The 22,123-nt window shown below is 40.1% G+C and carries 17 protein-coding genes and 3 pseudogenes; 6 read left to right on the top strand and 14 right to left on the bottom strand.

The window, feature by feature from the left end:
• Position 1: 1 nt before the first annotated feature.
• The 5 genes from L650_RS0122170 to thrS form a co-directional block, all read right to left on the bottom strand.
• Positions 2-1,819: a M14 family metallopeptidase gene (locus tag L650_RS0122170; RefSeq protein ID WP_029774431.1), complete on the bottom strand. Its 1,818-nt coding sequence runs from the start codon at positions 1,817-1,819 to the stop codon at positions 2-4.
• 421 nt (positions 1,820-2,240) lie between these two features.
• Positions 2,241-2,603, bottom strand: a complete 363-nt coding sequence (gene rplT / locus L650_RS0122165) for a 50S ribosomal protein L20 (RefSeq protein ID WP_004587841.1) — start codon at positions 2,601-2,603, stop codon at positions 2,241-2,243.
• 15 nt (positions 2,604-2,618) lie between these two features.
• Entirely contained in the window at positions 2,619-2,819 is a 201-nt protein-coding gene (rpmI, locus tag L650_RS0122160; protein ID WP_004587840.1) for a 50S ribosomal protein L35, read from the bottom strand.
• A gap of 211 nt (positions 2,820-3,030) precedes the next feature.
• The gene (gene infC / locus L650_RS0122155) at positions 3,031-3,591 is read right to left on the bottom strand and encodes a translation initiation factor IF-3 (protein ID WP_024034072.1); all 561 of its coding nucleotides are present in this window, start codon (positions 3,589-3,591) and stop codon (positions 3,031-3,033) included.
• 59 nt (positions 3,592-3,650) lie between these two features.
• On the bottom strand, positions 3,651-5,561 hold the full coding sequence (thrS, locus tag L650_RS0122150; RefSeq protein WP_004587838.1) for a threonine--tRNA ligase: 1,911 nt from the start codon (positions 5,559-5,561) through the stop codon (positions 3,651-3,653).
• A gap of 383 nt (positions 5,562-5,944) precedes the next feature.
• Between thrS and L650_RS0122145 the strand changes: the two genes are divergently transcribed.
• A complete protein-coding gene (locus L650_RS0122145) occupies positions 5,945-6,391 on the top strand; it encodes a DUF3010 family protein (RefSeq protein ID WP_004587837.1) in 447 nt (148 codons plus the stop codon).
• A 305-nt stretch (positions 6,392-6,696) separates the two neighbouring features.
• The gene (locus tag L650_RS0122140; protein ID WP_029774429.1) at positions 6,697-8,430 is read left to right on the top strand and encodes an AMP-binding protein; all 1,734 of its coding nucleotides are present in this window, start codon (positions 6,697-6,699) and stop codon (positions 8,428-8,430) included.
• 62 nt (positions 8,431-8,492) lie between these two features.
• Here the strand turns inward: L650_RS0122140 and L650_RS0122135 are convergent.
• From L650_RS0122135 to L650_RS0122115, 5 genes and pseudogenes are all read right to left on the bottom strand, one after another.
• Positions 8,493-8,958 (bottom strand): annotated as a pseudogene (locus L650_RS0122135) (DUF1456 family protein).
• 113 nt (positions 8,959-9,071) lie between these two features.
• Positions 9,072-10,316 (bottom strand): lipoprotein-releasing ABC transporter permease subunit, encoded by a 1,245-nt coding sequence (locus L650_RS0122130; RefSeq protein WP_024034069.1) that lies wholly within the window; start codon positions 10,314-10,316, stop codon positions 9,072-9,074.
• Positions 10,306-11,004, bottom strand: a complete 699-nt coding sequence (lolD, locus tag L650_RS0122125) for a lipoprotein-releasing ABC transporter ATP-binding protein LolD (protein WP_029774428.1) — start codon at positions 11,002-11,004, stop codon at positions 10,306-10,308. Before lolD ends, L650_RS0122130 begins: the two co-directional genes overlap by 11 nt.
• The gene (locus L650_RS0122120) at positions 10,997-12,217 is read right to left on the bottom strand and encodes a lipoprotein-releasing ABC transporter permease subunit (protein ID WP_029774427.1); all 1,221 of its coding nucleotides are present in this window, start codon (positions 12,215-12,217) and stop codon (positions 10,997-10,999) included. The genes lolD and L650_RS0122120 overlap by 8 nt, the downstream gene beginning before the upstream one ends.
• Before the next feature lie 125 nt (positions 12,218-12,342).
• The gene (locus L650_RS0122115) at positions 12,343-13,212 is read right to left on the bottom strand and encodes a LysR family transcriptional regulator (protein ID WP_029774426.1); all 870 of its coding nucleotides are present in this window, start codon (positions 13,210-13,212) and stop codon (positions 12,343-12,345) included.
• 131 nt (positions 13,213-13,343) lie between these two features.
• On the opposite strand from L650_RS0122115, the gene L650_RS0122110 reads away from it, so the two are divergent.
• Both L650_RS0122110 and fghA read left to right on the top strand, forming a co-directional pair.
• Positions 13,344-14,465, top strand: coding sequence for an S-(hydroxymethyl)glutathione dehydrogenase/class III alcohol dehydrogenase (locus tag L650_RS0122110; RefSeq protein ID WP_004587830.1), 1,122 nt, complete (start codon positions 13,344-13,346; stop codon positions 14,463-14,465).
• Between the two features lie 68 nt (positions 14,466-14,533).
• Positions 14,534-15,380: pseudogene (fghA, locus tag L650_RS0122105) on the top strand (S-formylglutathione hydrolase).
• Here fghA and L650_RS0122100 read toward each other — a convergent pair.
• Positions 15,334-15,708 (bottom strand): hypothetical protein, encoded by a 375-nt coding sequence (locus tag L650_RS0122100; RefSeq protein ID WP_029774425.1) that lies wholly within the window; start codon positions 15,706-15,708, stop codon positions 15,334-15,336. The pseudogene fghA and the gene L650_RS0122100 overlap by 47 nt on opposite strands.
• A gap of 158 nt (positions 15,709-15,866) precedes the next feature.
• Entirely contained in the window at positions 15,867-17,360 is a 1,494-nt protein-coding gene (locus L650_RS0122095; protein ID WP_029774424.1) for a BCCT family transporter, read from the bottom strand.
• A gap of 228 nt (positions 17,361-17,588) precedes the next feature.
• On the opposite strand from L650_RS0122095, the gene L650_RS0122090 reads away from it, so the two are divergent.
• Complete coding sequence (locus tag L650_RS0122090) at positions 17,589-18,005, top strand: MgtC/SapB family protein (RefSeq protein WP_004587826.1); 417 nt, start codon at positions 17,589-17,591, stop codon at positions 18,003-18,005.
• Positions 18,006-18,174: 169 nt separating this feature from the next.
• Positions 18,175-19,358 (top strand): annotated as a pseudogene (locus tag L650_RS0122085) (DUF1624 domain-containing protein).
• 62 nt (positions 19,359-19,420) lie between these two features.
• On the opposite strand, the gene L650_RS0122075 reads toward L650_RS0122085, so the two are convergent.
• On the bottom strand, positions 19,421-20,446 hold the full coding sequence (locus L650_RS0122075) for an energy transducer TonB (RefSeq protein WP_029774423.1): 1,026 nt from the start codon (positions 20,444-20,446) through the stop codon (positions 19,421-19,423).
• A gap of 331 nt (positions 20,447-20,777) precedes the next feature.
• Positions 20,778-22,123 (bottom strand): beta-ketoacyl synthase (locus tag L650_RS0122070; protein WP_029774422.1); only part of this gene is annotated, 1,346 nt, incomplete at its 5' end.

Raw genomic sequence — 22,123 nt, 5'->3', positions numbered from 1 at the left:
ATTAAATTTCTTTATCTTTTTGATCGGGAATAACGGCTACTTGCTCATACGACATTAAAATTGGGTATTTCAAATACGCTTCGTCATAAAATGGCGTGTGTGAATATAACCAGTGCAAACGTGCATTGGCATCTTGCGCAAATGCTTTATCTTGAAGTTTTTTATCAAACTCGAGAGCAAGTTTTGGGTTGTCTTTAAGCATTTTCCTTGCGTAAGGGATTAACGCGTAGTTTTCCATGTACTCTGTTCGTTGAAATATTGTATTAAACTCACCCCACGCAAAAAATGAATCAGGAGCCTCTGGGTGTAATAAATGAACCGCTAACTCCCCTGCTTTTTGCTGCGTATTTACTTGATACCATCCGTCTAAATCTACATTTATTGCTGGTACATAATCAAAACTTGCAGAGACTCTAAAGTGCCCTTCAAATGGGGCTTTATCAAACGAGTAATCAAGTACTTTGGCAAGCTTTAAAGGTTGCGTATTTGCGCCTTTAAGTTTGTTTACTGACACCCCATGTAACTTAAGCTTTTCTATTATATCGCTATATACAGGCGGAACAAAAAACGCTTGGGGCACATCAACAACTCGTTCAACCTCTTTTTGCCAATAAATCGGTAAGTCAGTGTAGGTATAGGCTTTACCTAAATATTTAACCTCAGTTTGCCCCGAAAGCGCACTTACACTTGATGTGTATTCTACCCCTTTAAACTCACTAATCGTGTCTGCTTGTTTAGCATAACCTCGTTTAACAATTAGTTTCTCAGGTACAAATTCTTGCTCTTTTTTAACGGCGTTCGAAAGCTCATGACTGTACTGAGAAAGCGCGTTTATTGCCCCATCTAAAAATACATAGGTGCCTAATACGCGTTGTTGATAAGGTTTTAAAGAATGGTTTTCGACTAAAATTGTTGGTAATGATTTTAAATCGCCCCACCCGTTTGAAAAACGCGGTGTAGCCACCCAACCTGCAAGGCCTTTTTTAAAGTCGCGTTTATCCATAACAAATACCAATGGCCCAGGTATATGCCCTTGCTTTTGTAATGTTTCGTCAATAACCGGCTTTATATACTGATCTAATGCATCAGATATAGCTGGCGACTCACTTGCAAATACAGGGTTATAACCATAGGTCACATCGTACTGATAATCGGCGCCATCGGTAACATGCACATCAATGTATAAGTTTGGGTTGTAATCATTAATAACCTTTAAAACACTTCTCACCTCTGGTGTATCTAACTTAGTGAAATCGCGATTAAGGTTTAGATTATTTGCATTGGTTCTAAAGCCCATTTTTTCAGGGCCGCGCTGATTTATGCGATTAAATGCGCTGCTGCGTTCATGCCCATCTACGTTTAAAATAGGAATAAAAAGTATGTTTACCTTTTTTAAAATATCACGGCGCTTACCTGTTGCAATATCGCGCAGCAACATAAACATGGCGTCTTTACCATCTATCTCACCTGCATGAATACCGGCTTGGATAAAAACGGTTGGCTTAGTGCTGTTGGCCATTTGCCCAGCTTCAAAAAAACCTTGCTCACTGGCAACCAACATTTTAATAGCGCGATTACTATTACTGTAGCCTATTATTTGAGACTGAAACTGCGTGGGATTTGCCGCTACAAGCCTATCTACAAACGCCATAGTATCGGCATAGTTTGGCGAGGCTTTGCCCTGTGATAACTCAAAATCAGTGGTTAAAGGGCCTTGCTGCTGTAATAACGAAACGCTATCACCTTGCCAAGGAATAAGAGGCGGTAAATGACTGTTATCTGCCACAATTGCAGATAAAAATAACAGGCTTGCAAACATAGTTTTCTCTAACAAACGCTTTAATAAAATAAATTATACCAAGTAAACATAGCGATATTATAAAAGTGCGGTGATTCAACAAAAAAGAAAGCCCGTTTATACCCATGGACTTAATAAAGTGATTATTAAAGTAGTTAATTTTAAGGCTGGGGAAAAGTGTCAATAGCTTAGCAAGCAATTCGTTGTTTATACCAATCCGCTTAATTAAGCTATCTATTTTGAGAATGGATAAACGTGTTAATAGTAGTAAAAACTTCGCTATTTAGTAGTTCTTAATGAGAGTTTTATAACGCAGATAGCGACACATTTAGCCATCAAAATAATAAAGTATCATTTCGGGGGGATATTATTCAGTGAGTCTTAAATTACAGGCACAAAAAAAGGAGCCTAGGGCTCCTCTTTATTACTTATTTAAAAAAGCTTAAGCTGCCGCTAGGCCTTCTTTTGCTTTTTCAACAAGCGCTGCAAATGCAACTTGGTCGTAAACAGCGATATCTGCAAGGATCTTACGATCGATTTCTACAGAAGTCTTTTTAAGACCATTGATAAAACGGCTGTAAGACAGACCATTTTGACGTGAAGCTGCATTGATACGTGCAATCCATAATTGACGGAAAGTACGTTTCTTAGCACGACGGTCACGGTAAGCGTATTGACCCGCTTTAGTAACTGCCTGGAAAGCTACGCGGTAAACACGTGAACGTGCTCCGTAGTAACCTTTAGCTTGCTTTAAAACTTTTTTGTGACGTGCACGTGCGACAACGCCGCGTTTAACTCTTGCCATTTCTAAAAACCCCTATTAAGCGAATGGTAACATACGTGAAACTAGACCATGGTCATTTTTATGAACCATCATCTTAGGACGTAGGTGTAACTTACGCTTAGAAGTTTTCTTAGTCAGAATGTGACGAAGATGCGCTTGTTTACGCTTGAAACCGCCAGAAGCAGTTTTCTTGAAACGCTTAGCAGCGCCTCTGTGACTTTTTAGCTTATAAGCCATTGCAATAACTCCAAATGTATTGCTTAAAAATTAGTAAGCAGGCGTGAGATATATTTCTATAGCTCCACTTTTAGGCCTAACTTACTGCCATATTCCGGTGAAAACCCAGCATAAATGCCGCAATTTTACTTTAAAACCGGTTAGCACAGGTGAATATTTGCATATTACTTGGGTACCTGAGCTAAATTCGGTGCGTATTATCGCTTAAAAATTATTTTTTAGCAACAGGCGCCATCATCATAACCATTTGGCGGCCTTCAACACGATTTGGGAAAGACTCAACTACTGCAAGTTCTTCTAAATCAGCCTTAACACGGTTTAATAATTCGATACCAATTTCTTGGTGAGCCATTTCGCGGCCACGGAAGCGGATAGTAATCTTAGCTTTATCGCCAGCTTCTAAGAACTTACGTAAGTTGCGCAGCTTAACCTGATAGTCACCTTCATCCGTGCCAGGACGGAATTTGATTTCTTTAATCTGGATTTGCTTTTGCTTCTTCTTCTGCTCTTTTAGTTCTTTGCTTTTTTCAAAGATGAACTTACCGTAGTCCATAACCTTACAAACAGGCGGCTCAGCGTTTGGGCTAATCTCTACAAGATCAACACCCGCTGCATCAGCCATAGCTTGTGCGTCTTTTAATGACTGAATTCCAGCTTGTTCGCCTTCGATGTCGATTAAACGAACTTCTTGAGCTGTAATTTCTTCGTTAATACGATTTTTTTGAGCTGTTTGTTGCCCTTTCTTGCCGCCTCTAATGGTACGTTCCTCCAAGAATATCAATAATATAAGCGTGTAGTTGGCTGTTTGTGATTGCCCTACACGCTCGATTTTTACTGTCGATTTTTAATTTCTTCGCTAATTTTAGCTACAAAATCATCAACATTAAATTTGCCTAGGTCTTCACCTGTGCGGGTACGTACTGCTACTTCCTGTTGTTCAACTTCTTTATCGCCAACAACGAGTAAGTAAGGAATACGCTTAAGTGTATGTTCTCGGATTTTAAAGCCAATCTTCTCATTTCTCAAGTCAGCAGCGGCTCTAATTCCAAGTTTATTTAATTTTTGTACAATTTCGTGCACGTAATCTGCTTGTTTATCGGTAATGTTCATAATTACCACTTGCTTTGGAGCAAGCCACGTAGGGAATAAACCAGCGTATTCTTCAGTTAAAATACCGATAAAGCGCTCAATTGAGCCTAAAATAGCACGGTGTATCATAACTGGAGTGCGTCGTTCGTTGTTTTCTGCTACATAAGTAGCGCCTAAACGACCCGGTAATGCAAAGTCGAGTTGCACTGTACCACATTGCCACGCTCTGTCTAAACAATCGTACAAAGTAAATTCAATTTTAGGTCCGTAAAAGGCACCTTCACCTGGTAGGTAATCAAATTCAATGTCGTTTGCTTTAAGTGCATCGGCTAATGCAACCTCTGCTTTGTCCCAAATTTCATCGTCGCCGATGCGTTTTTCAGGACGCGTAGAAAGCTTAACTACAATTTTGTCAAAACCGAATGTCTCATATGTATCATAAACCATCTTAATACACGCTGAAACTTCGTCCATTACTTGCTCTTCTGTACAGAACACGTGAGCATCATCTTGTGTAAAGCCACGTACACGCATTAAGCCGTGTAAAGCGCCTGATGGTTCGTTACGGTGACAACAACCAAACTCAGCCATACGCAGTGGTAAATCACGGTACGATTTTAAACCTTGGTTAAAAATTTGCACGTGACCTGGGCAGTTCATTGGTTTTATAGCGTATTCACGTTTTTCAGACTCTGTGGTAAACATGGCGTCTGAGTATTTTTCCCAGTGACCTGATTTTTCCCACAAAGAGCGGTCCATCATCATTGGACCTTTAACTTCTTCGTAGCTGTACTCACGCAGTTTTTCACGAACAAATTCTTCAAGCTCGCGGTAAATGCTCCAACCATCGTTGTGCCAAAATACCATACCTGGCGCTTCTTCTTGCCAGTGCCATAAATCAAGCGCTTTACCAATACGACGGTGATCGCGTTTTTCAGCCTCTTCTAAGCGTTTAAGGTACGCTTTAAGTTGCTTTTTATCGCCCCACGCTGTGCCGTAAATACGCTGTAGCATTTTGTTTTCAGAGTCGCCACGCCAATAAGCGCCAGCTACTTTCATTATTTTGAAGTTTTGGCAGAATTTCATGTTTGGTACGTGCGGGCCACGACACATGTCTACGTATTCTTCGTGGTGGTATAATCCTGGGCGATCATCTTTTGCGATGTTTTCGTCCAAAATTTCCATTTTATATGTTTCGCCACGCGCTTCAAACGTATCGCGTGCTTCTTGCCAGCTTACATTTTTTTTCACTACGTCGTAGTTTGTTTTTGCAAGTTGCAACATACGCTTTTCAATGGCGTCTAAGTCTTCTTGAGACAAAGAGTGTTCCATATCAATATCGTAGTAAAAACCGTTATCAATAGTTGGACCAATAGCCATTTTAGCGTCTGGGAAAAGCTGCTTCACTGCGTGACCGATTAAGTGAGCACACGAGTGACGAATAATCTCTAGGCCGTCGTCATCTTTTGCGGTGATGATCTCAAGGCGCGAATCTTCGTTGATCATATCGCACGCATCAACACGCTCGCCATTAACACGACCAGCAATGGTTGCTTTAGCAAGGCCTGGGCCAATGTCGTTAGCTACATCAAGAGTACTTACAGGGTTTTCAAAACTACGCTGACTGCCGTCAGGAAGAGTAATAACTGGCATTATAAATCCTTACATACAGTGGTGACACCTACAATGTATCACGTGTATTTTTAAATAAATTAAATGAGAATGACTCGACAACGCTTTTACGAATAAGCATTGACTATTTTTCGCCATAAATGACTAATGTAGATGCTGAGTCTGCTCAACTACAAAAAAGATATTGTCGCGTGATAGAGTATCAATTACAAGTTTAAAGCGCGCTCATTACTTGAAATTTCACCTAAAATTGTCATTTTTTTGTTTTTCGCTCGCTAATTTAAATTAAGCATGTGACAACTTGAGTTTATTGATTATTAAAATGCACCTGCACCGCCTTGCTCTCGCAATTTATTAGATGTTGGGTATAATACCAAGCAATTAAGTTATATTAGAGAACAGCAATGAGAACATGTGGTGTAGAAATTACCGGTAGTGATGTACTACTTTGTATTTTAAGTAAAGATAACGACGTATTTGATATTCGCGATGTGCGCCAAACACGCTTTACCTTAGGTAACGGTAACGACACTGAAATAATGCGTAAATTTCAATTTGATTTTGCAAAACTAATGCAAGATTACCAAATTGATTCTGTTGCCATTCGTGAGCGCCAACCTAAAGGTAAATTTGCAGGCAGTGCAAAGGGCTTTAAAATGGAAACAGCGATTCAATTAATTGAAGAGTTAGACGTTCGCGTGTTCTCAACGACCGAAATTAAAGAGCAGCTTAAACGCAACCCTATACCTATTGCGTTTGAAGACACAGGCCTTAAAAAGTACCAAGAAAACGCTTTTGTTAATGCCTATGTATACATTATGAAAAAAACCTACCGCAGTGACGAGCTATAAGTCACAAAGCGATTAAAACAAACTATAAAAAACGCCATTTAGTGGCGTTTTTTTATGCCTTTATAAAAGTTAGTTTGTATTGCCCATCTGTAAAACGTTTCATTTAACTTTCCTTTATGCTTAGTACATTAGTCTAACCACCCTTTCTTTGTCGACAATTTGTGTTTATTTTAACTACAACCTATAACAATTCGCTTAACTATTTTTTATTTTGCTACACAGCTATTCGTGGCTAAGCAAATAAATACTGACTTATCAGCACGGATTGATATAAGTAACTGACACACATTAATACGGAGAAGCATATGCACACACCATCGCGCTCGGTAAAAGAAGTAGAACAAATAAACACATTACCGCTTACAAAAAGCTATTTTAAAGGTGCACAAAGCACGCCGCTAACGGATAAAACAATTGGCGAGTACTTTGACTTTATTGTCGACAAACACCCTGATTCGCTCGCTGTCGTTGTTAGCCATCAAAATGTACGTTTAACGTATAAAGCATTTCAAAATGAAGTTAATCAACTCGCTATGGGGCTACTAGCAATAGGCGTTAAACCAGGAGATAGAGTAGGAATATGGTCACCTAATAACATTGAGTGGTGTTTAACCCAATTTGCGAGCGCCAAAATAGGTGCCATTATGGTCTGCATTAACCCTGCCTACAGACCAAACGAGTTAGCCTATGCTTTGAACTCGGTAGAATGCAGCACGCTAATTACTGCGTCACATTTTAAAGGCAGTAATTATATAGATATGCTTAACAGCTTAGCGCCTGAACTTACCCAATGTGAACCCGGTGAGCTAAATGCACATGCCCTACCTAGCCTTAAAAATGTAATACGCATTGGCAATGAAAAAAGCCCTGGTATGTTTACGTTTGATGATGTGATGAATTTTGCCACCCCAGCCCACAAGCTTGAATTAAATGCGATTGCAGCAAATTTAAACGCGGATCAAGACATAAATATACAGTTTACCTCTGGCACCACGGGCAACCCTAAAGGCGCTACACTCACCCATAAAAACATACTAAATAATGCGCTATTTGTTGCAGAGGCTATGCATTTTACAGCGCAAGATAAGCTGTGTATTCCTGTGCCTCTGTATCATTGTTTTGCGATGGTGCTTGGCAGCCTGCTATGTGTAAGTAAAGGCGCCGCAGCTATATACCCAAGCGATGCGTTTGATGCAAAAACCACGCTTGATGTTGTGCAGCAAGAGGGCTGCACCGCGCTGCATGGTGTACCTACTATGTTTATCAGCCAACTAGAGCTGCCTAATTTTACTAATTACAACCTCAGCACTTTACGCACTGGTGTAATGGCGGGCTCAACGTGCCCTGAGCAAGTCATGCGTAAAGTACAAACACAAATGAACATGCATCAGGTATTAATTGCGTACGGGCAAACTGAGTGCAGCCCAATCAACAATATAACCGAAACCGACTCGTCAATAGAGCGCCAAGTAACAACCGTTGGCCGTGCCCTTGCTCACACTGAGGTTAAAATTATTGACGAACTGGGTAACATTCAAAAAATAGGTGTACCTGGTGAGGTATGCAGTAAGGGCGCTGGTATAATGCGCTGCTATTGGAATGACGAAGAAAAAACAAAAGCCACTATAGATGACGAAGGCTGGTTACACTCTGGTGATTTAGGGGTAATGGACAGCGAAGGGTTTGTGAGTATTGTTGGCCGCATTAAAGACATGATCATTCGAGGTGGCGAAAACATTTACCCACGCGAAATTGAAGAGGTTCTTTACACTTACCCAGGTATTCAAGATGCCGCTATATTTGGTATTAGTGATGAGAAGTACGGCGAAGAAGTGTGTGCGTGGATCCAGCCAAAAGAAGATGCAGTACTTGATGAGCAAGCAATACGTGCATTTTTAAAAGACAAACTCGCCTATTTTAAAATGCCCCGTTATATTCGCTTTGTAGAGAGTTACCCAATGACAGTAACAGGCAAACTGCAAAAGTTTAAAATGCGAGAGCAAATGCAGCAATCTCTTACTGATAAGGCCTTTTCTTAATCGCAAACATTAACTACAAAAAAGCTCAGCAATTGCTGAGCTTTTAGCGTTAAATAATTTATTTACTCTGCAGGGCGATACTGCTGCTGAACACCTGTTAAAAACAAACGCAAAACCTGGTCGTTACACACACGGTAATGTTTATTTTCTACTTTGCGAGAAAACGCACTGAGCTCATGTTTACTTAATTCAAAGTCAACCTGTGCAAGTATTGCTATTACATCTTCTGCTTTCATGTTTAAAGCAATACGTAGCTTCATAAAAATAATATTATTATTTAACTTAGCCTCTGGCACAGGCTGTGGGCCTTCGCGCTTGCCACGCTTAGTATTAATAAAGCCATTTAAAAACGTAGCAAACTCAGTGTCTGACATTTTAACAAACCCTTGCTCACCCTCTTTTGTTAACCATGCAACGACTTGCTCAGTGGTAACTGTAGCCTCTGCNGGCGGCAAAAATACCGACCATGGCAGTATCGGTTAAATTAAAGGTATAGCGAACACGGCGTAAAATATCGTTATTTGTCAAAGTAATTTCCTGAGTAGAGAGCGAGGCTAAATTAGAGCGCCCACGTTAAATGAGCGCGCAGTTTAGCAGCTTAAGGCACGCTGCCCTATTGATATTTACACTATAAAGAGTTGTTAATTACCCAATACCTTGGCAGGGTCGACTCGAGTTGCTTGCCACGCCGGGTAAATAGTAGCAAGCACAGCTAAAACAAAGGTAACAATAACTGTTATTCCAATATCACTGAGTACTAATTTACTGGGTAAAAATTCAATAAAATAAACACCTTCAAGCGGATTAGCTGCAAATAACTGGCTAACCCATGTAAACAGCTCACTAATGTTAAGCGCTAATATAACCCCAACTAGTGTGCCAAGTAACACGCCAACAAAGGCTTGCGTTAAACCTTGCATGACAAAGGTCGCTAAAATGGTACTGTCTTTAGCGCCCATGGTTTTTAAAATAGCTATGTTGCCTTGTTTTTCGCGCACTTCCATTACAAGCGACGATACAATGTTAAAACTAGCTACCGCTATAATTAAAAACACCACAATGTACACAATTGTGCGTACCATTTGAATATCTTGATACAGGCTACCTTGCGTTCTAAACCAGCTAGAGACATACACATAATCACTAATAGTTTGCCCTACTCGCAGTGCAATTTGATGCGCAGCAAACACATCATCTACGCTCAATCGTAAACCTGTCACTTGGCTGGCGTCGTAACCTAAAACTGACTGTGCTTTATTTAAGTGAATAAATGCAGCGCTACTGTCAATTGGCCCACCCATTTCTATAATGCCCGCAAGTGTTAACGTTACGCGTTTAGGGGCTAATAGAGACTTGCCTTGCTCGCTAATTTTAGGAATCAGTAAAGTAATGTTATCGCCTATATTAGCGCCTAATTGCTTTACAATTTGCTTGCCTAAAATAACGTCATCCGTGCGCAGCTGACTAACCAGTGTGCCTTTGGTAAATTGATTTATGGCCGATACATTCCCTTCATAGCTAGGTTCAACGCCGCGTATTTCTACCGCTTTAAGCTGGCTTTTAAATTGCGCCATACCATTTACTGCTATAAATGGCGCAGCACCTGTAACATGAGGCTCTGCTTTAAGTTTTTCTACTTTGTTAGGCCAATCAGCAATGGGGCGGCTAGGCGCTACGTATTCAACTTGCGGTACCACACTTAATAAACGATGCACTAATTGCTGCTCAAAGCCATTAATAACCGAAAGCGCAACAATTAACACCGCCACCCCTAATAAAATACCAACGGTAGAGGCTTTGGCAATAAAGCTTACAAATGCGTTTTTTTCGTCTTTATGGCCAGAATACGCTCTAAAGCGTTCACTTAAAAATAAACTAAGCAACATGGTGCGACTCTTTTATAGCAAGTTTCCCATCATCTAAATACGCAATTTTTCCTAGTTTGTCTGCAAGCTCTAAGTCGTGAGTAACCACCACAAAACTAGTATTTAAGCTTTTATTTAGCTCATTAATTAAATCGTAAATTTTAATCGCGTTTTGCTTATCAAGATTACCGGTAGGTTCGTCGGCTAACACTAATGCGGGTTTAGTCACCAGCGCTCGAGCAATAGCAACACGCTGGCGCTCTCCACCAGACAGTGCCGAAGGTTTATGCTCACTGCGATGCGCTAAGCCTACTTTATCTAGCATTTGCAAGGCTTGCTCTTTCGCCTCTTTTGCGTTGAGCCCTTTAATTAGTAGCGGCATAGCCACGTTTTCAACCGCACTAAATTCCATTAATAAATGGTGAAACTGATAAATAAAGCCCAAGTTTTTATTTCTAAACGCCGCTTGCTCTGTTCGCGATAATTTAGCAACATCTTGATTTTTTATTTTAGCGCTACCCGATGTAGCCGTATCCAGGGTTCCTAAAATATGCAATAAGGTACTTTTCCCTGAGCCTGAGCTGCCTACTATAGCCAGCATATCCCCTTGGTTAAGAGATAAGTCCACCCCTTTTAATACTTCTACTTGGTTTTGTCCATCTTGATAAACTTTACTTAAGTTTTGACAGCTAATAACTAAATCATTCATAACGCAATACCTCTGCTGGTTTTACTTTTGCGGCTTTGCGCGCAGGATATAAAGTGGCTAAAAAGCTCATTGCAATACTACTAAGCGCAATAATAACGAGGCTTAACACATCAAATTTTACCGGAAGCTCTACACCTGCTAGTAGGTTTAGCCCTACAGCAGCGAGTAGTTCATTAATATATAAGCTAAACAACACACCTAAAAGTGCCCCTATCGCGGTGCCAATCACCCCGTTATACAAGCCTTGCACCATAAACACTTTTTGTACTTGTGAAGGCGTTAAACCTAAGGTTTGTAATATCGCCACTTCGCCTTGTTTTTCACTCACCATCATAGTCAGTGCCGAAACAATATTAAATACAGCCACTAATACAATCAGCCCTAACAACATAGACATAATACGTTTTTCCATGGCAACCGCGGCAAATAAAGTACCTTGGCTACTGCGCCAGTCACTTACTTGGTAGTCGCGTAAAATGTGCTGGCTGTCCTTTGTAAATTGCGCTAATTCAAAGGGTTCATGTAACGACACACTTAAGTTAGGCGCGGTATTTTTGTTAAGCTTTAATACCCGCTGTAAAGATGCGCCGCTGGTAAATGCAAGGCTCATATCTATCTCTGAGCCCGTTTCGTATATTGCGGCTATTTTAAATAAACGCTGACTAGGTACGCGCCCAAGTGGCGTGTAAGTTGAGGCATTAGGCATAATTACGCGCAGTTTTTCTCCCATACCTAAGCCAAGTTTTCGGCTTAAGTAACGGCTAATAGCTATGTTGTAGCTATTATTTAAAACGTTTTGCCAATTGCCCTGCACAACTTTATCAGTAATTTTATATAGCGAGCCATNATTATCGCCATACAAGCCTTGCAGTAATACGCCGTGTAAATCTTTATTGGTTTGTAAGATGGCTTCGCCGTGGCGGTAAAGGCTTACGTGATCTACATAATCTGAGCGCTCTAAATCGGCTTTTAACGCTGTCATTTGTGCGCTGGTGTGTTTATTGGCTTGTACTTCTACGTGAGGAATGAGCCCTAACATATTTGTTTTTAAACTGTTTTCAAAGCCATTCATTACACTGCTTACAGTGAACAAGGCCATTAGCCCTATGGCTATTCCGGCAATAGAAAAAAACGAGATAAACGATATAAACGCATTTCCTTTGGAGGAGCGGCTATATCTGAGCCCTATAAATAAGCTAACCGGTTGAAACATATTATTTAAAACATTTATGCTAAAAGTGTGCGGCTATAGTAGCACGAACTAAGATGAATTGAATATGACCATAAATGTAAGAAATAATTTATAAATCTTATACTTGGCTATATTTTAAACGCGCTTTATTCAAGCCCGGCCACTAAATAATCAAGTAATACTCTTACGTTGGTGGCAACAAACTGACGCGGTGGGTAAATTCCCCACACGCCTTCTTGATCCGGCTGATAAGAAGTTAATACTGGCACAAGCTCGCCCGTTCGTAGCTCATTTTCAATGTAATAATTAGGCAGCTGCACTATTCCTAAGCCTTTTTTTGCACCATCAACTAATGCCCAACCACTATTACAGCGCAAGCGTCCTGCAATTTTAATGTGTTTATCGCGGCCGTTTTCGTTTACTCGCCAGTAACTGCTGTTACCAATTAAACATTGATGTTGGTTTAGCTCGCCTAGGGTATGAGGCTCACCTACTCGGGATAAATAATCTGGGGAGGCACACATTATAAAGCGCCTAGCACTTAAACGCCGTGCTCTGTGGCTTGAATCTTTTAAATGCCCTAACCGAATGGCTAAATCAAACCCGCCTTCGAGTAAATTTTCTTGCTCGTTAGAAAGCGTAGCAATAACTTCGACCTCAGGATGAGCGTGCATGAAATTGTGCACAATGGGCATAATAAAAGTTTCACCATACATAACTGGTGCTGTTAATTTAATTTTACCTTTAGGCGTTGTTTGCTGCGTTGCTAAGCTTTGCGTGGCATCATCCATAGCATGTTGTAGTTGCTTAGTTTGATGTAAAAAGGCTTCGCCTTCTTTGGTTAATACCACTTTGCGGGTGGTACGGGTGAGTAACTGGGTATTTAAACGCTGCTCCAGCGCCGTTACATGGCGACTTATATGGGCAACCGACAACCCCAGTACATTAGCCGCTGCTGTAAAACTACCCTCTTCACCCACTGCTATAAATTCGTCTATGCCATCCCAACGCGCCATTATTACCATACTGTAAAAGTGTTTTAATAAATCAGAGATTATCATTATTTGAGAAACAAATACAATAGAGCCATCACCCAAACAAATTGGGTCTACAATTGTTATTTAAAACCACTACAAAGGATAAACACATGTCTGAATTTATAAAATCAAAAGCAGCTATTGCGTGGGGTCCAAACCAACCTCTAAGCGTTGAAGAAGTTGATGTGATGATGCCTAAAAAAGGCGAAGTAATGGTAAAAATTACCGCTACTGGTGTTTGTCACACTGATGCATTTACTTTATCAGGTGAAGATCCTGAAGGTATTTTCCCAGCAATTTTAGGCCACGAAGGTGCAGGCGTTGTGTATGCAGTGGGCGAAGGCGTAACCAGTGTTGAAGTAGGCGATCACGTTATTCCACTTTACACCGCTGAATGTGGCGTATGTAAAATGTGTACTTCAGGCAAAACTAACCTGTGTTCAGCAGTGCGCGAAACACAAGGTAAAGGCCTAATGCCAGATGGCACTACACGCTTTTTTAAAGACGGCCAACCAATTTATCACTACATGGGTACGTCTACTTTTTCTGAGTACACAGTACTTCCAGAAATTTCACTCGCAAAAGTAAACAAAGAAGCATCGCTTGAAGAAATTTGTTTATTAGGCTGTGGCGTAACCACAGGTATGGGCGCGGTAACAAACACTGCAAACGTAAAACCTGGCGATACTGTGGCTATTTTTGGCTTAGGTGGCATTGGTTTATCGGCCATTATTGGTGCAAAAATGGCAGGCGCGGGTCGCATTATTGGTGTTGATATTAATACCAGCAAATTTGACCTTGCAACAAAACTTGGCGCAACAGATTTAGTAAACCCTAAAGATTTCGACAAACCAATTCAAGAAGTGATTGTTGATATGACCGATGGCGGTGTTGATTACTCGTTTGAGTGTATTGGTAACGTTGATGTAATGCGCTCAGCACTTGAGTGTTGTCATAAAGGTTGGGGTGAGTCGGTAATTATTGGTGTAGCCGGTGCTGGCCAAGAAATTTCAACCCGCCCATTCCAACTAGTAACAGGGCGTGTATGGCGTGGTAGCGCATTTGGTGGCGTTAAAGGCCGTTCACAGTTACCTGAAATTGTTGAGCGTTACATGGCAGGCGAATTTGCTCTTAACGACTTTATTACGCATACCATGAGCCTTGAAGAAATTAACGATGCGTTTGATTTAATGCACGAAGGTAAAAGTATTCGTACAGTAATTCACTACTAATACGCTATTGGTAACCTATGTATTAAAAAGCCGTAATACTTAATTGTTTGCGGCTTTTAAGGATTTTTATGTTAGAAAATATCTCAAGTACAAAAGTAGCAGGTGGTTGGCACAAACAATATACCCACACTGCAACAAGTACCCATTGCACAATGCGTTTTGCGGTATTTTTACCCCCAGGCGCAAGTGAAACAAATAAAGTGCCAGTGCTTTATTGGCTATCGGGTTTAACCTGTACAGACGAAAACTTTATGCAAAAAGCCGGCGCATTTAAAAAGGCGGCTGAGCTAGGTATTGCTATTGTAGCGCCTGATACAAGCCCTCGTGGTGATAATGTCCCTGATGACGACAACTACGACTTTGGCCAAGGCGCAGGCTTCTACGTAAACGCAACACAAGCACCGTTCAATACACATTTTAATATGTATGACTATGTAGTTGATGAACTACCTATGCTTATTGAGCAACACTTCCCAGTAACCAGTACTAAAGCAATTAGCGGTCACTCTATGGGGGGGCACGGCGCTTTAATGGTGGCACTTAAAAACCCTAAAGCGTTTGTTAGCGCTTCGGCCTTTAGCCCTATTGTTAACCCAATTGACTGCCCATGGGGCGTGAAAGCATTTACGGGTTACTTAGGCACTGACAAAGAGCTCTGGGCTCAATACGATTCGTGCGAATTGATGAAAAAAGCGCAGCAGGCTGATTTTATCCCTATGCTTGTTACACAGGGCGAAGCCGATGGGTTTTTAGAAGAGCAACTTAAGCCACAAAATTTAGCGGCTGNCTGTTGCTAAAAATACAGGCTATCCGCTTAGCATTGAAATGCAAGCAGGCTACGATCATAGTTACTTTTTTATAAGCAGCTTTATTGACCAACACTTATCATTTCATAGTCAGTTTTTAACTGCGTAATCTCATTAGTGTGTAGATCAGATTTATCTACTTCTACACACTCTTTCAATACTTTACTCACTTGCCTACACACTTGTACCGTATTGCCCTCACCTTTTACTAAATTGATCAGCAATGAATCTATTTTTAACCCTATATCGGTAAAACTAAACCCATTTTTGTCTTTCGGTACAGGTTCGAGTGGATTTTTATAAGGCTCAGAGCGAGCTGGGCTATTACTATATTTATTGGCGCGTGCATTTGACTGTGCCTGCCCATCAATTATAACACCAGCGACTGTGCAGCCACTTAGGTAAATAACACATAAACATAAAGTTAGCGCTCTCATGACTCATCCTGATCAAAAACATTACCTAAATTATAAACATCTTTAAAAATAGTATTGTAAAAATATGTATACCTGTTCTATATACTTAATTTTGAACGGCCTAAGCGTACAATTTAATACAGTGCGTCATCCTTTTATTAATAAAATGGGTTTAAGCCCTAATACTTAAATTCACTTATACACTCTTTTATAAAGCCCACCAGCTGCAAAATAAAAATAACTAAAAACGGTAAAGCGCCAATAATAGCAATGGTTCTGTTTAGTGGCTCATTATTTTGTACCAGTAATATAAAGGCACAAAGCCCAAGCGCGAATGACCAACCATAAATACTCCATGCTTTTGCCTTTTTGCTATTTGTTAAATCACGTATTACTAATATGGCCGAATCGGCTGAGGTAACCACAAAAATAAGTAACAGTAACAAGCTTGACCAAATAAGTACGGCGCCTTGCCAGCCTAACTGCTGAAAAAATATAAATAGCCCTTGAGTATAGTCGGCTTTAATGGCATCTAAAATACCGGCATGGTAGGTTTTATCCCATGCGATAGCCGAGCCAGAAAACACACTAAACCACACAATAGTCACAAGCGTAGGTAGCAAAACTACGCCCAATATATATTGCCACACTGGCCGGCCTTGGCTAATTTTAGCTAAAAACACGCCAACAAAAGGTCCCCACGCTAACCACCAAAAATAATAATTGTAGGTCCAGCCATTTGCCCACTCGGGGTTATTAAGTTGGCTTTGTAATTGCCATGCCCCTGTAAAAATAAGCCGTAGGTAATCCCTTGTGCCATCAATGGCAATAGCCATTATAGGCTGTATGGGCATTAACAAAAGTAGCCACAATAAAAGTAAAAAAGCTAACCAAACGTTAAACTTACTCAGCGTTTGAATACCTTTTTTTAGCCCAAGCTTGGCCGATATTGTATACAGCAATACAATTAAGCTGATTATGATAAATCCAGATACAAGCGCTGACTCTATCCCTAAGTTTATTTCAATTCCCTTGCGTAGCAATAATGTAGAGTTTGCAATTGTCCCAACCACACCAAAAAAAATGGCGAGCACGGCCACTAATTTAACAATAAAGGTAAGCCTGTTTTGGTATTTTATATTTATTGCGCCTTTTATTGAACTGATTACCGGTGCGCTAATATCACCACTGCAATGACTGTTTTTTGTTAAGCCACCTAACACAAGCCCAAATATAGCATAAAGAGCCCACGCATGCGCTCCCCAGTTAACCAACGTCAGCGCTAAAGCACTACTTACTTTGTCAGGGTAAAGTGTATGTTTTAAAGGAGAGTTGACTACATTCAACGCAGGCTCTGCAACTCCCCAAAAAATTAAACCGGACCCCATCCCTGCTGCAAAAAGCATAGAAAGCCAGCCAAATAAGCCAAATTCAATACGGGCATTGTCACCGCCTATTTTTCGTCTCCCAAGCGGGCTTATGGCAATAACGATGACTGCAACTAATAAAAAATTTACTAACAAAAAAAACGGCGCCCCTAAAAAACTTAAGGCGTTATTTATAAGTGGTTGCAAATAATTAGTAAGTAATTGAGGCGCCAAAAATGCAATAGCACAAAGAGTAAGGCAAAGTAATAACGCTGTTTTTTCAAGCTTGGTTGTATGTAAAGGCAAGTGAAATACTGTTTATTAATGTTTAATAATAAAATAATACGCACTTTGCATAATTAATTAAACGCATAGGCAGCGTTTATCTGTAAAAGCGTAAATTAACTATGTAAATGTTACCAATTAATCAATTAACGCCTCTCATATTTAAATTTAACACATTGAATTTATACAATAAAATAAGCTGGCCTGTAGGTTGCTATTAGTTTACACCCTTAACCAATAGAGACCATTATGGAAATTGATTTACAGTGGAACGAAATCATCGATAATTTAGTACACCTTGGCATTGCCTACATACTCGCACTGCCTATGGCTTACGACAGGGAGCGAAGCCACCATGGTGCAGGGTTAAGGACTTTTCCGCTTGTGGCAGTTGCCTCATGTGGCTATGCGGTAATTGCTATGTCAGTGCTAGAAGGTGCAGAAGCGCAATCTAAAATGCTACAAGGGATTATTACCGGCATAGGCTTTATTGGCGGTGGTGCAATTTTAAAAAATAATAAATCTACATCGGGTACCGCAACAGCAGCAAGCATATGGAATATGGGTTTAATTGGTATAGCGGTTGCCTACAGCCGTTACGAAATTGCAATTTTACTAGCTATCATTAATTTTATAACACTGAGGTACATTAAAAAGTTTAAGTAATGCTAGGGTGTACCATCATGTAATTACTAAAAAGAAGATAAATTGTGAGTAACTACTGCAACCTAAATTAATGTAATAAATCAAGGCGCTTAAAAGCGCTCAAGCTCGCATGGCGATACTATATAACATATAATATCGGCAAATTTATACAACGTATTTGAGCTTAATGATGTCGTCTCACTCTACAGCCCCTCGGTTGCATCATATTGATTTATTGCGTGGCATTATCATTATATTTATGGTGATTGACCATGGTATGTATTATTGTCTTAATTACTCAGTAACCGATCCTATGGCGGNCCGGGTACCAGCCATGTTACTTTTTTCACCCGCTTTATTTCGCACTTTTGTGCCCCTTTATTTGTTTTTTTAGCAGGCCTTTCAGCAGCTGTTACCGAGCATAAATACGCTTCAACTAAAGCATTTTCTTACAATTTAATTATCCGTGGTTTGGTGCTCATCATTTTTGAATTTACCATTGTTTCGTGGTCATGGAGCTTTAACCCCGCTTTTCCAATGTTGTACGCACAGGTCATTTGGGCAATAGGCTGGGGATTTGTCATATTAGGCTTATTACGTTTATTAGGCATTTATGCAGTGCTAATAAGTGCTTTATTGTTGGTGTTTGGCCATAACCTATTTGATGGCGTAAGCTTTGAGCCAAATACGTTTGCACATACACTTTGGTCTATTGCACATCAAAAAAATGTACTTGAACTACCTTTGGGCATAAAAATGAGAACAACTTACCCAGTTGCGCCCATTGTAGGTTTAATGGCTTTAGCTTACTGCGCGGGGGTATATTATAAAAAACACCAGTACAAAGCTCAGGTGATGAATTATGCAGCCATATTTGGTGCAAGCTGCCTTGCTTTATACACTGTGCTGCGTGGTTTTAATTTATACGGCGACACTTCAGTGTTTACTATTCATACCAATACTATTAATACTGTTATGTCGTTTTTAAATCCGACTAAATACCCACTCTCATTACAATTTATGTTGCTAACCGTAGGCCTTGGGCTAATTGCGCTTAAACTTTTAAGCCATGTTAAAGCCGACTTTTCTCGCAACTTTTTACAAGTGCTTGGTAAAACCAGTATGTTCTCATACCTTGCACATTTGTATTTATTACACGCTGTCGCTTGGTTGCTTATTCCTGTTTTAGGGCTTAGTTTTAGCGATATGACTTACGGCGACACATTAGTAGGCCTTCCACCGGGGTACGGTATGAGTTATGGCGCAACTTTGTTATTTATAGCTGTTGTTATAGGCTTAACCACTTTACTTGCAAAACGCTATTTAGACTGGAAGCGCAATAATAAACACACTCTAATTGCTAAATATATATAACAAAAACCCCACATAATAATGTGGGGTTTTTATTTAAGTGTTTATTACCAATAAAATACTTTTTATAAAAAGCTTTCACCAGTTTGTTTTAAAGTAACCGTTTGCGCCTGTGCACTTTTAATTAATAGCCCACAACGAATATCATTTTTTGAAATTAATATTTTATCAATCTCGTTGGTATTATAATCAACGACTTTGTTTTCACAGCGAAGTTGTACTTTAGATAACGGTTTACTCGCACTAAGTTCAACCGTACCTTTAGAAAGTAAAGGTAAAACCGCTTTTTCAGACTCAAGCGTTATTTGTTGATTTATAGCGCCAGAGTTTTTATAAATGTCATTCACTTGTGCAAGTAATTGCGCTCTATTTTCCTCGCTAAACGTTATCGATTCGATATTGCCTAATGCATCAATTGCATCGTAAGCACGTACGTAGTCTTGTTTTGAAATAAACCACTGTAAGGCATTTTTAATAACACGTTTTTTTATTTGATCCGGTAAGTTATCTCTAAACAAAAAAGCTTCATAAATTGACTTATCAAAGCTTTTCCAATCTTGCACAAAGTAGCTATGTTGGCTTTTAAGCCAAGCCAGTAAAACTATTTCGACTGTGTTTTTAGTGTGTTCGTTTTCAAGCTCAGTAATATACGTTTTAGCTTCATCGTACTTTTTATCATCAATAAGCTGGCTGGCTTTTTCATAATCGTCAAAAAACGCCGGGGATGCCTGATCGTTAGAAAAACTAGCATGTACATTTTGCGAGCTTACCGTAATAGTTTTCGCCGTAGGCACGGCACAGCCATTTATCTGTGCACTTTTATAATTAAGCTTAGAAACATAATCGAGAACTTCTCGTTGATATTTTTTTTGACCAAGCGAAGCCACAATTTCGATATCACTCACTTGGCCGTTTTCATCAACCACGTAGCTACTTAAATTAATCCCTTCTAACCTCGATGCACGCGGCGAGGTATTAGTAAGCTGGTCGTAATTTTTATTAATAATTTCAGCAGCTACAAAATCATCTGCTGATACTGATAAGTGAGTAAAGGTTGAAGCGAGAGAAAGTGCTAGTAAAAGTTTTTTCATCGATATATCCATCCTAGATTATGTTTCTATTATAAAAACAAAGGTTCTCCATAAATGCAAGTTAATCTATAAAAAACACGTCATTTTTTAATCAACTTTATACCAATCCGCTTCATTAAGTGAGCTATTTTGAGGCTGGAAAACGTCTTTGTAGCTAGGGAAAAAGTTGGCTATTTAATTATTCTAATTGAGAATTTTAACGCAGGTAGCGACATGTTTAGCCACGCAAAATGATTGAGTATTACGGATTGGTATTATTATGGCTTTTATAAAAAACATAGGTATAAAAAAAGGCGCCTTAAACAGCGCCTTTGGATTCAAGTATGTGTGCTTAAAACATATCTTGATAGGAGTTGGTTGTATTAAACGAAATTGCTTTATCAAAACCAGGAAGCTCTATGCCGTCTTCGCCAATTACAATGTCGTTATCGTCAATGGCGCCATCACCAAAACGATATACTAATTCGTACTTTCCAAGGTCAGCTTGCGCTTTATAGGTATTTTGCGCAGCAACAACGGATGTGTTTTTATCAGCGTAATCACTCAGCGCTTTTTCACCATGGCGTTTAGCAAGCATTTGTAGTGTTACTTTAGCGCTTAGTACAGTAGCAGTGGCGTTATTACCGCCAAAACCTTTTGAGTTTATAAAGGCTATGTCCATATCGCCACAATCGTAGTGGCTGTTACGTATATCTAAGTGTTCAGCATAAACATCGTCGGCAACTTTATCTATGGTAGTAATACCCGGCATAATATTATGGCTAAATACACCCAGCGCAATAGCGAGCTGATCGCCACTGGCGGGGGCAATTGTATGCCCTACATAAGCTTTTGGCGCCGTCACTTTCCAGCTATCAATGGCAAACGTTTGTGCCACTTTATGGTAAATAAGTGACTCTGTTACTCTATTTTGCGGCGTGCTAGAACCATGCGCTAAAATAAAGCTGCGCTTTTGTAACGCCTCTTTACCTAATAAACTTGTTGCAAGCGCTGCAGATTTGGCCATTGTAATGTAGTTACCAGGGCCCGGTGAGGTGATTGATTTTTTTATACCATCGGCATTTACAAATACATCCGGTACTGAGCCCATAATGTCTGCACCTAGTTCAAGTGCTAACGCATCGTCCATTAAAATGGCCACTTGTGCGCCTTCACCTAATGTAAAACCACAGTTTTCGCCAAATGGACGGCTACTTTTACGGTAATTTGGCTCTTGTTCACTGCTTAAATTATCTAAACGGCGCAGACCTTCAACATTAGCAAGGGCGCTCATATTACCAAAGCCTTCTACTACTTCAGGCGTAATAGCGCATTCAACACTTGCTACCACCGCAACACGGGTGCGCCCTGCTTGAATATCGTTTACTGCAGCGCGTAAGTTATATAAAAATGTGGCACATGCACCCGAGGTAGAAAACGTAGTACCTACATTACCTGTAACGTAGGCGTTTATAAAATCAGTCGACATCGTGTTTAAGCCAAGTGCTAATTGCTTTGTACTAACACGATCGCCCTGCTGGCGTGCTTTAACTAAACCGCCTAATCCTTTGTCGTCCATTTGGCCAATAACCGAGGCTGAATAAGTACCAATTTTATCTGGCTCTACGCTATTCATTATGCGTTGCCAATCAAGACCAGTTGACTTAATAGCATCGTTTGCAGCAAATATAGTGGCTT

Origin of the sequence: Pseudoalteromonas sp. TB51, from assembly GCF_000498055.1 — a bacterium.
Lineage (GTDB): Bacteria > Pseudomonadota > Gammaproteobacteria > Enterobacterales > Alteromonadaceae > Pseudoalteromonas > Pseudoalteromonas atlantica.
This window is presented reverse-complemented; position numbering and strand designations above follow the sequence as displayed.

Excerpts from the sequence above, each read along its gene's own strand:
- L650_RS0122170 (WP_029774431.1), bottom strand. The coding sequence starts at position 1,819 with ATGTTTGCAAGCCTGTTATTTTTATCTGCAATTGTGGCAGATAACAGT.
- rplT (WP_004587841.1), bottom strand. The coding sequence starts at position 2,603 with ATGGCAAGAGTTAAACGCGGCGTTGTCGCACGTGCACGTCACAAAAAA.
- rpmI (WP_004587840.1), bottom strand. The coding sequence starts at position 2,819 with ATGGCTTATAAGCTAAAAAGTCACAGAGGCGCTGCTAAGCGTTTCAAG.
- thrS (WP_004587838.1), bottom strand. The coding sequence starts at position 5,561 with ATGCCAGTTATTACTCTTCCTGACGGCAGTCAGCGTAGTTTTGAAAAC.
- L650_RS0122145 (WP_004587837.1), top strand. The coding sequence starts at position 5,945 with ATGAGAACATGTGGTGTAGAAATTACCGGTAGTGATGTACTACTTTGT.
- L650_RS0122140 (WP_029774429.1), top strand. The coding sequence starts at position 6,697 with ATGCACACACCATCGCGCTCGGTAAAAGAAGTAGAACAAATAAACACA.
- L650_RS0122130 (WP_024034069.1), bottom strand. The coding sequence starts at position 10,316 with ATGTTGCTTAGTTTATTTTTAAGTGAACGCTTTAGAGCGTATTCTGGC.
- lolD (WP_029774428.1), bottom strand. The coding sequence starts at position 11,004 with ATGAATGATTTAGTTATTAGCTGTCAAAACTTAAGTAAAGTTTATCAA.
- L650_RS0122115 (WP_029774426.1), bottom strand. The coding sequence starts at position 13,212 with ATGGCGCGTTGGGATGGCATAGACGAATTTATAGCAGTGGGTGAAGAG.
- L650_RS0122110 (WP_004587830.1), top strand. The coding sequence starts at position 13,344 with ATGTCTGAATTTATAAAATCAAAAGCAGCTATTGCGTGGGGTCCAAAC.
- L650_RS0122100 (WP_029774425.1), bottom strand. The coding sequence starts at position 15,708 with ATGAGAGCGCTAACTTTATGTTTATGTGTTATTTACCTAAGTGGCTGC.
- L650_RS0122090 (WP_004587826.1), top strand. The coding sequence starts at position 17,589 with ATGGAAATTGATTTACAGTGGAACGAAATCATCGATAATTTAGTACAC.
- L650_RS0122075 (WP_029774423.1), bottom strand. The coding sequence starts at position 20,446 with ATGAAAAAACTTTTACTAGCACTTTCTCTCGCTTCAACCTTTACTCAC.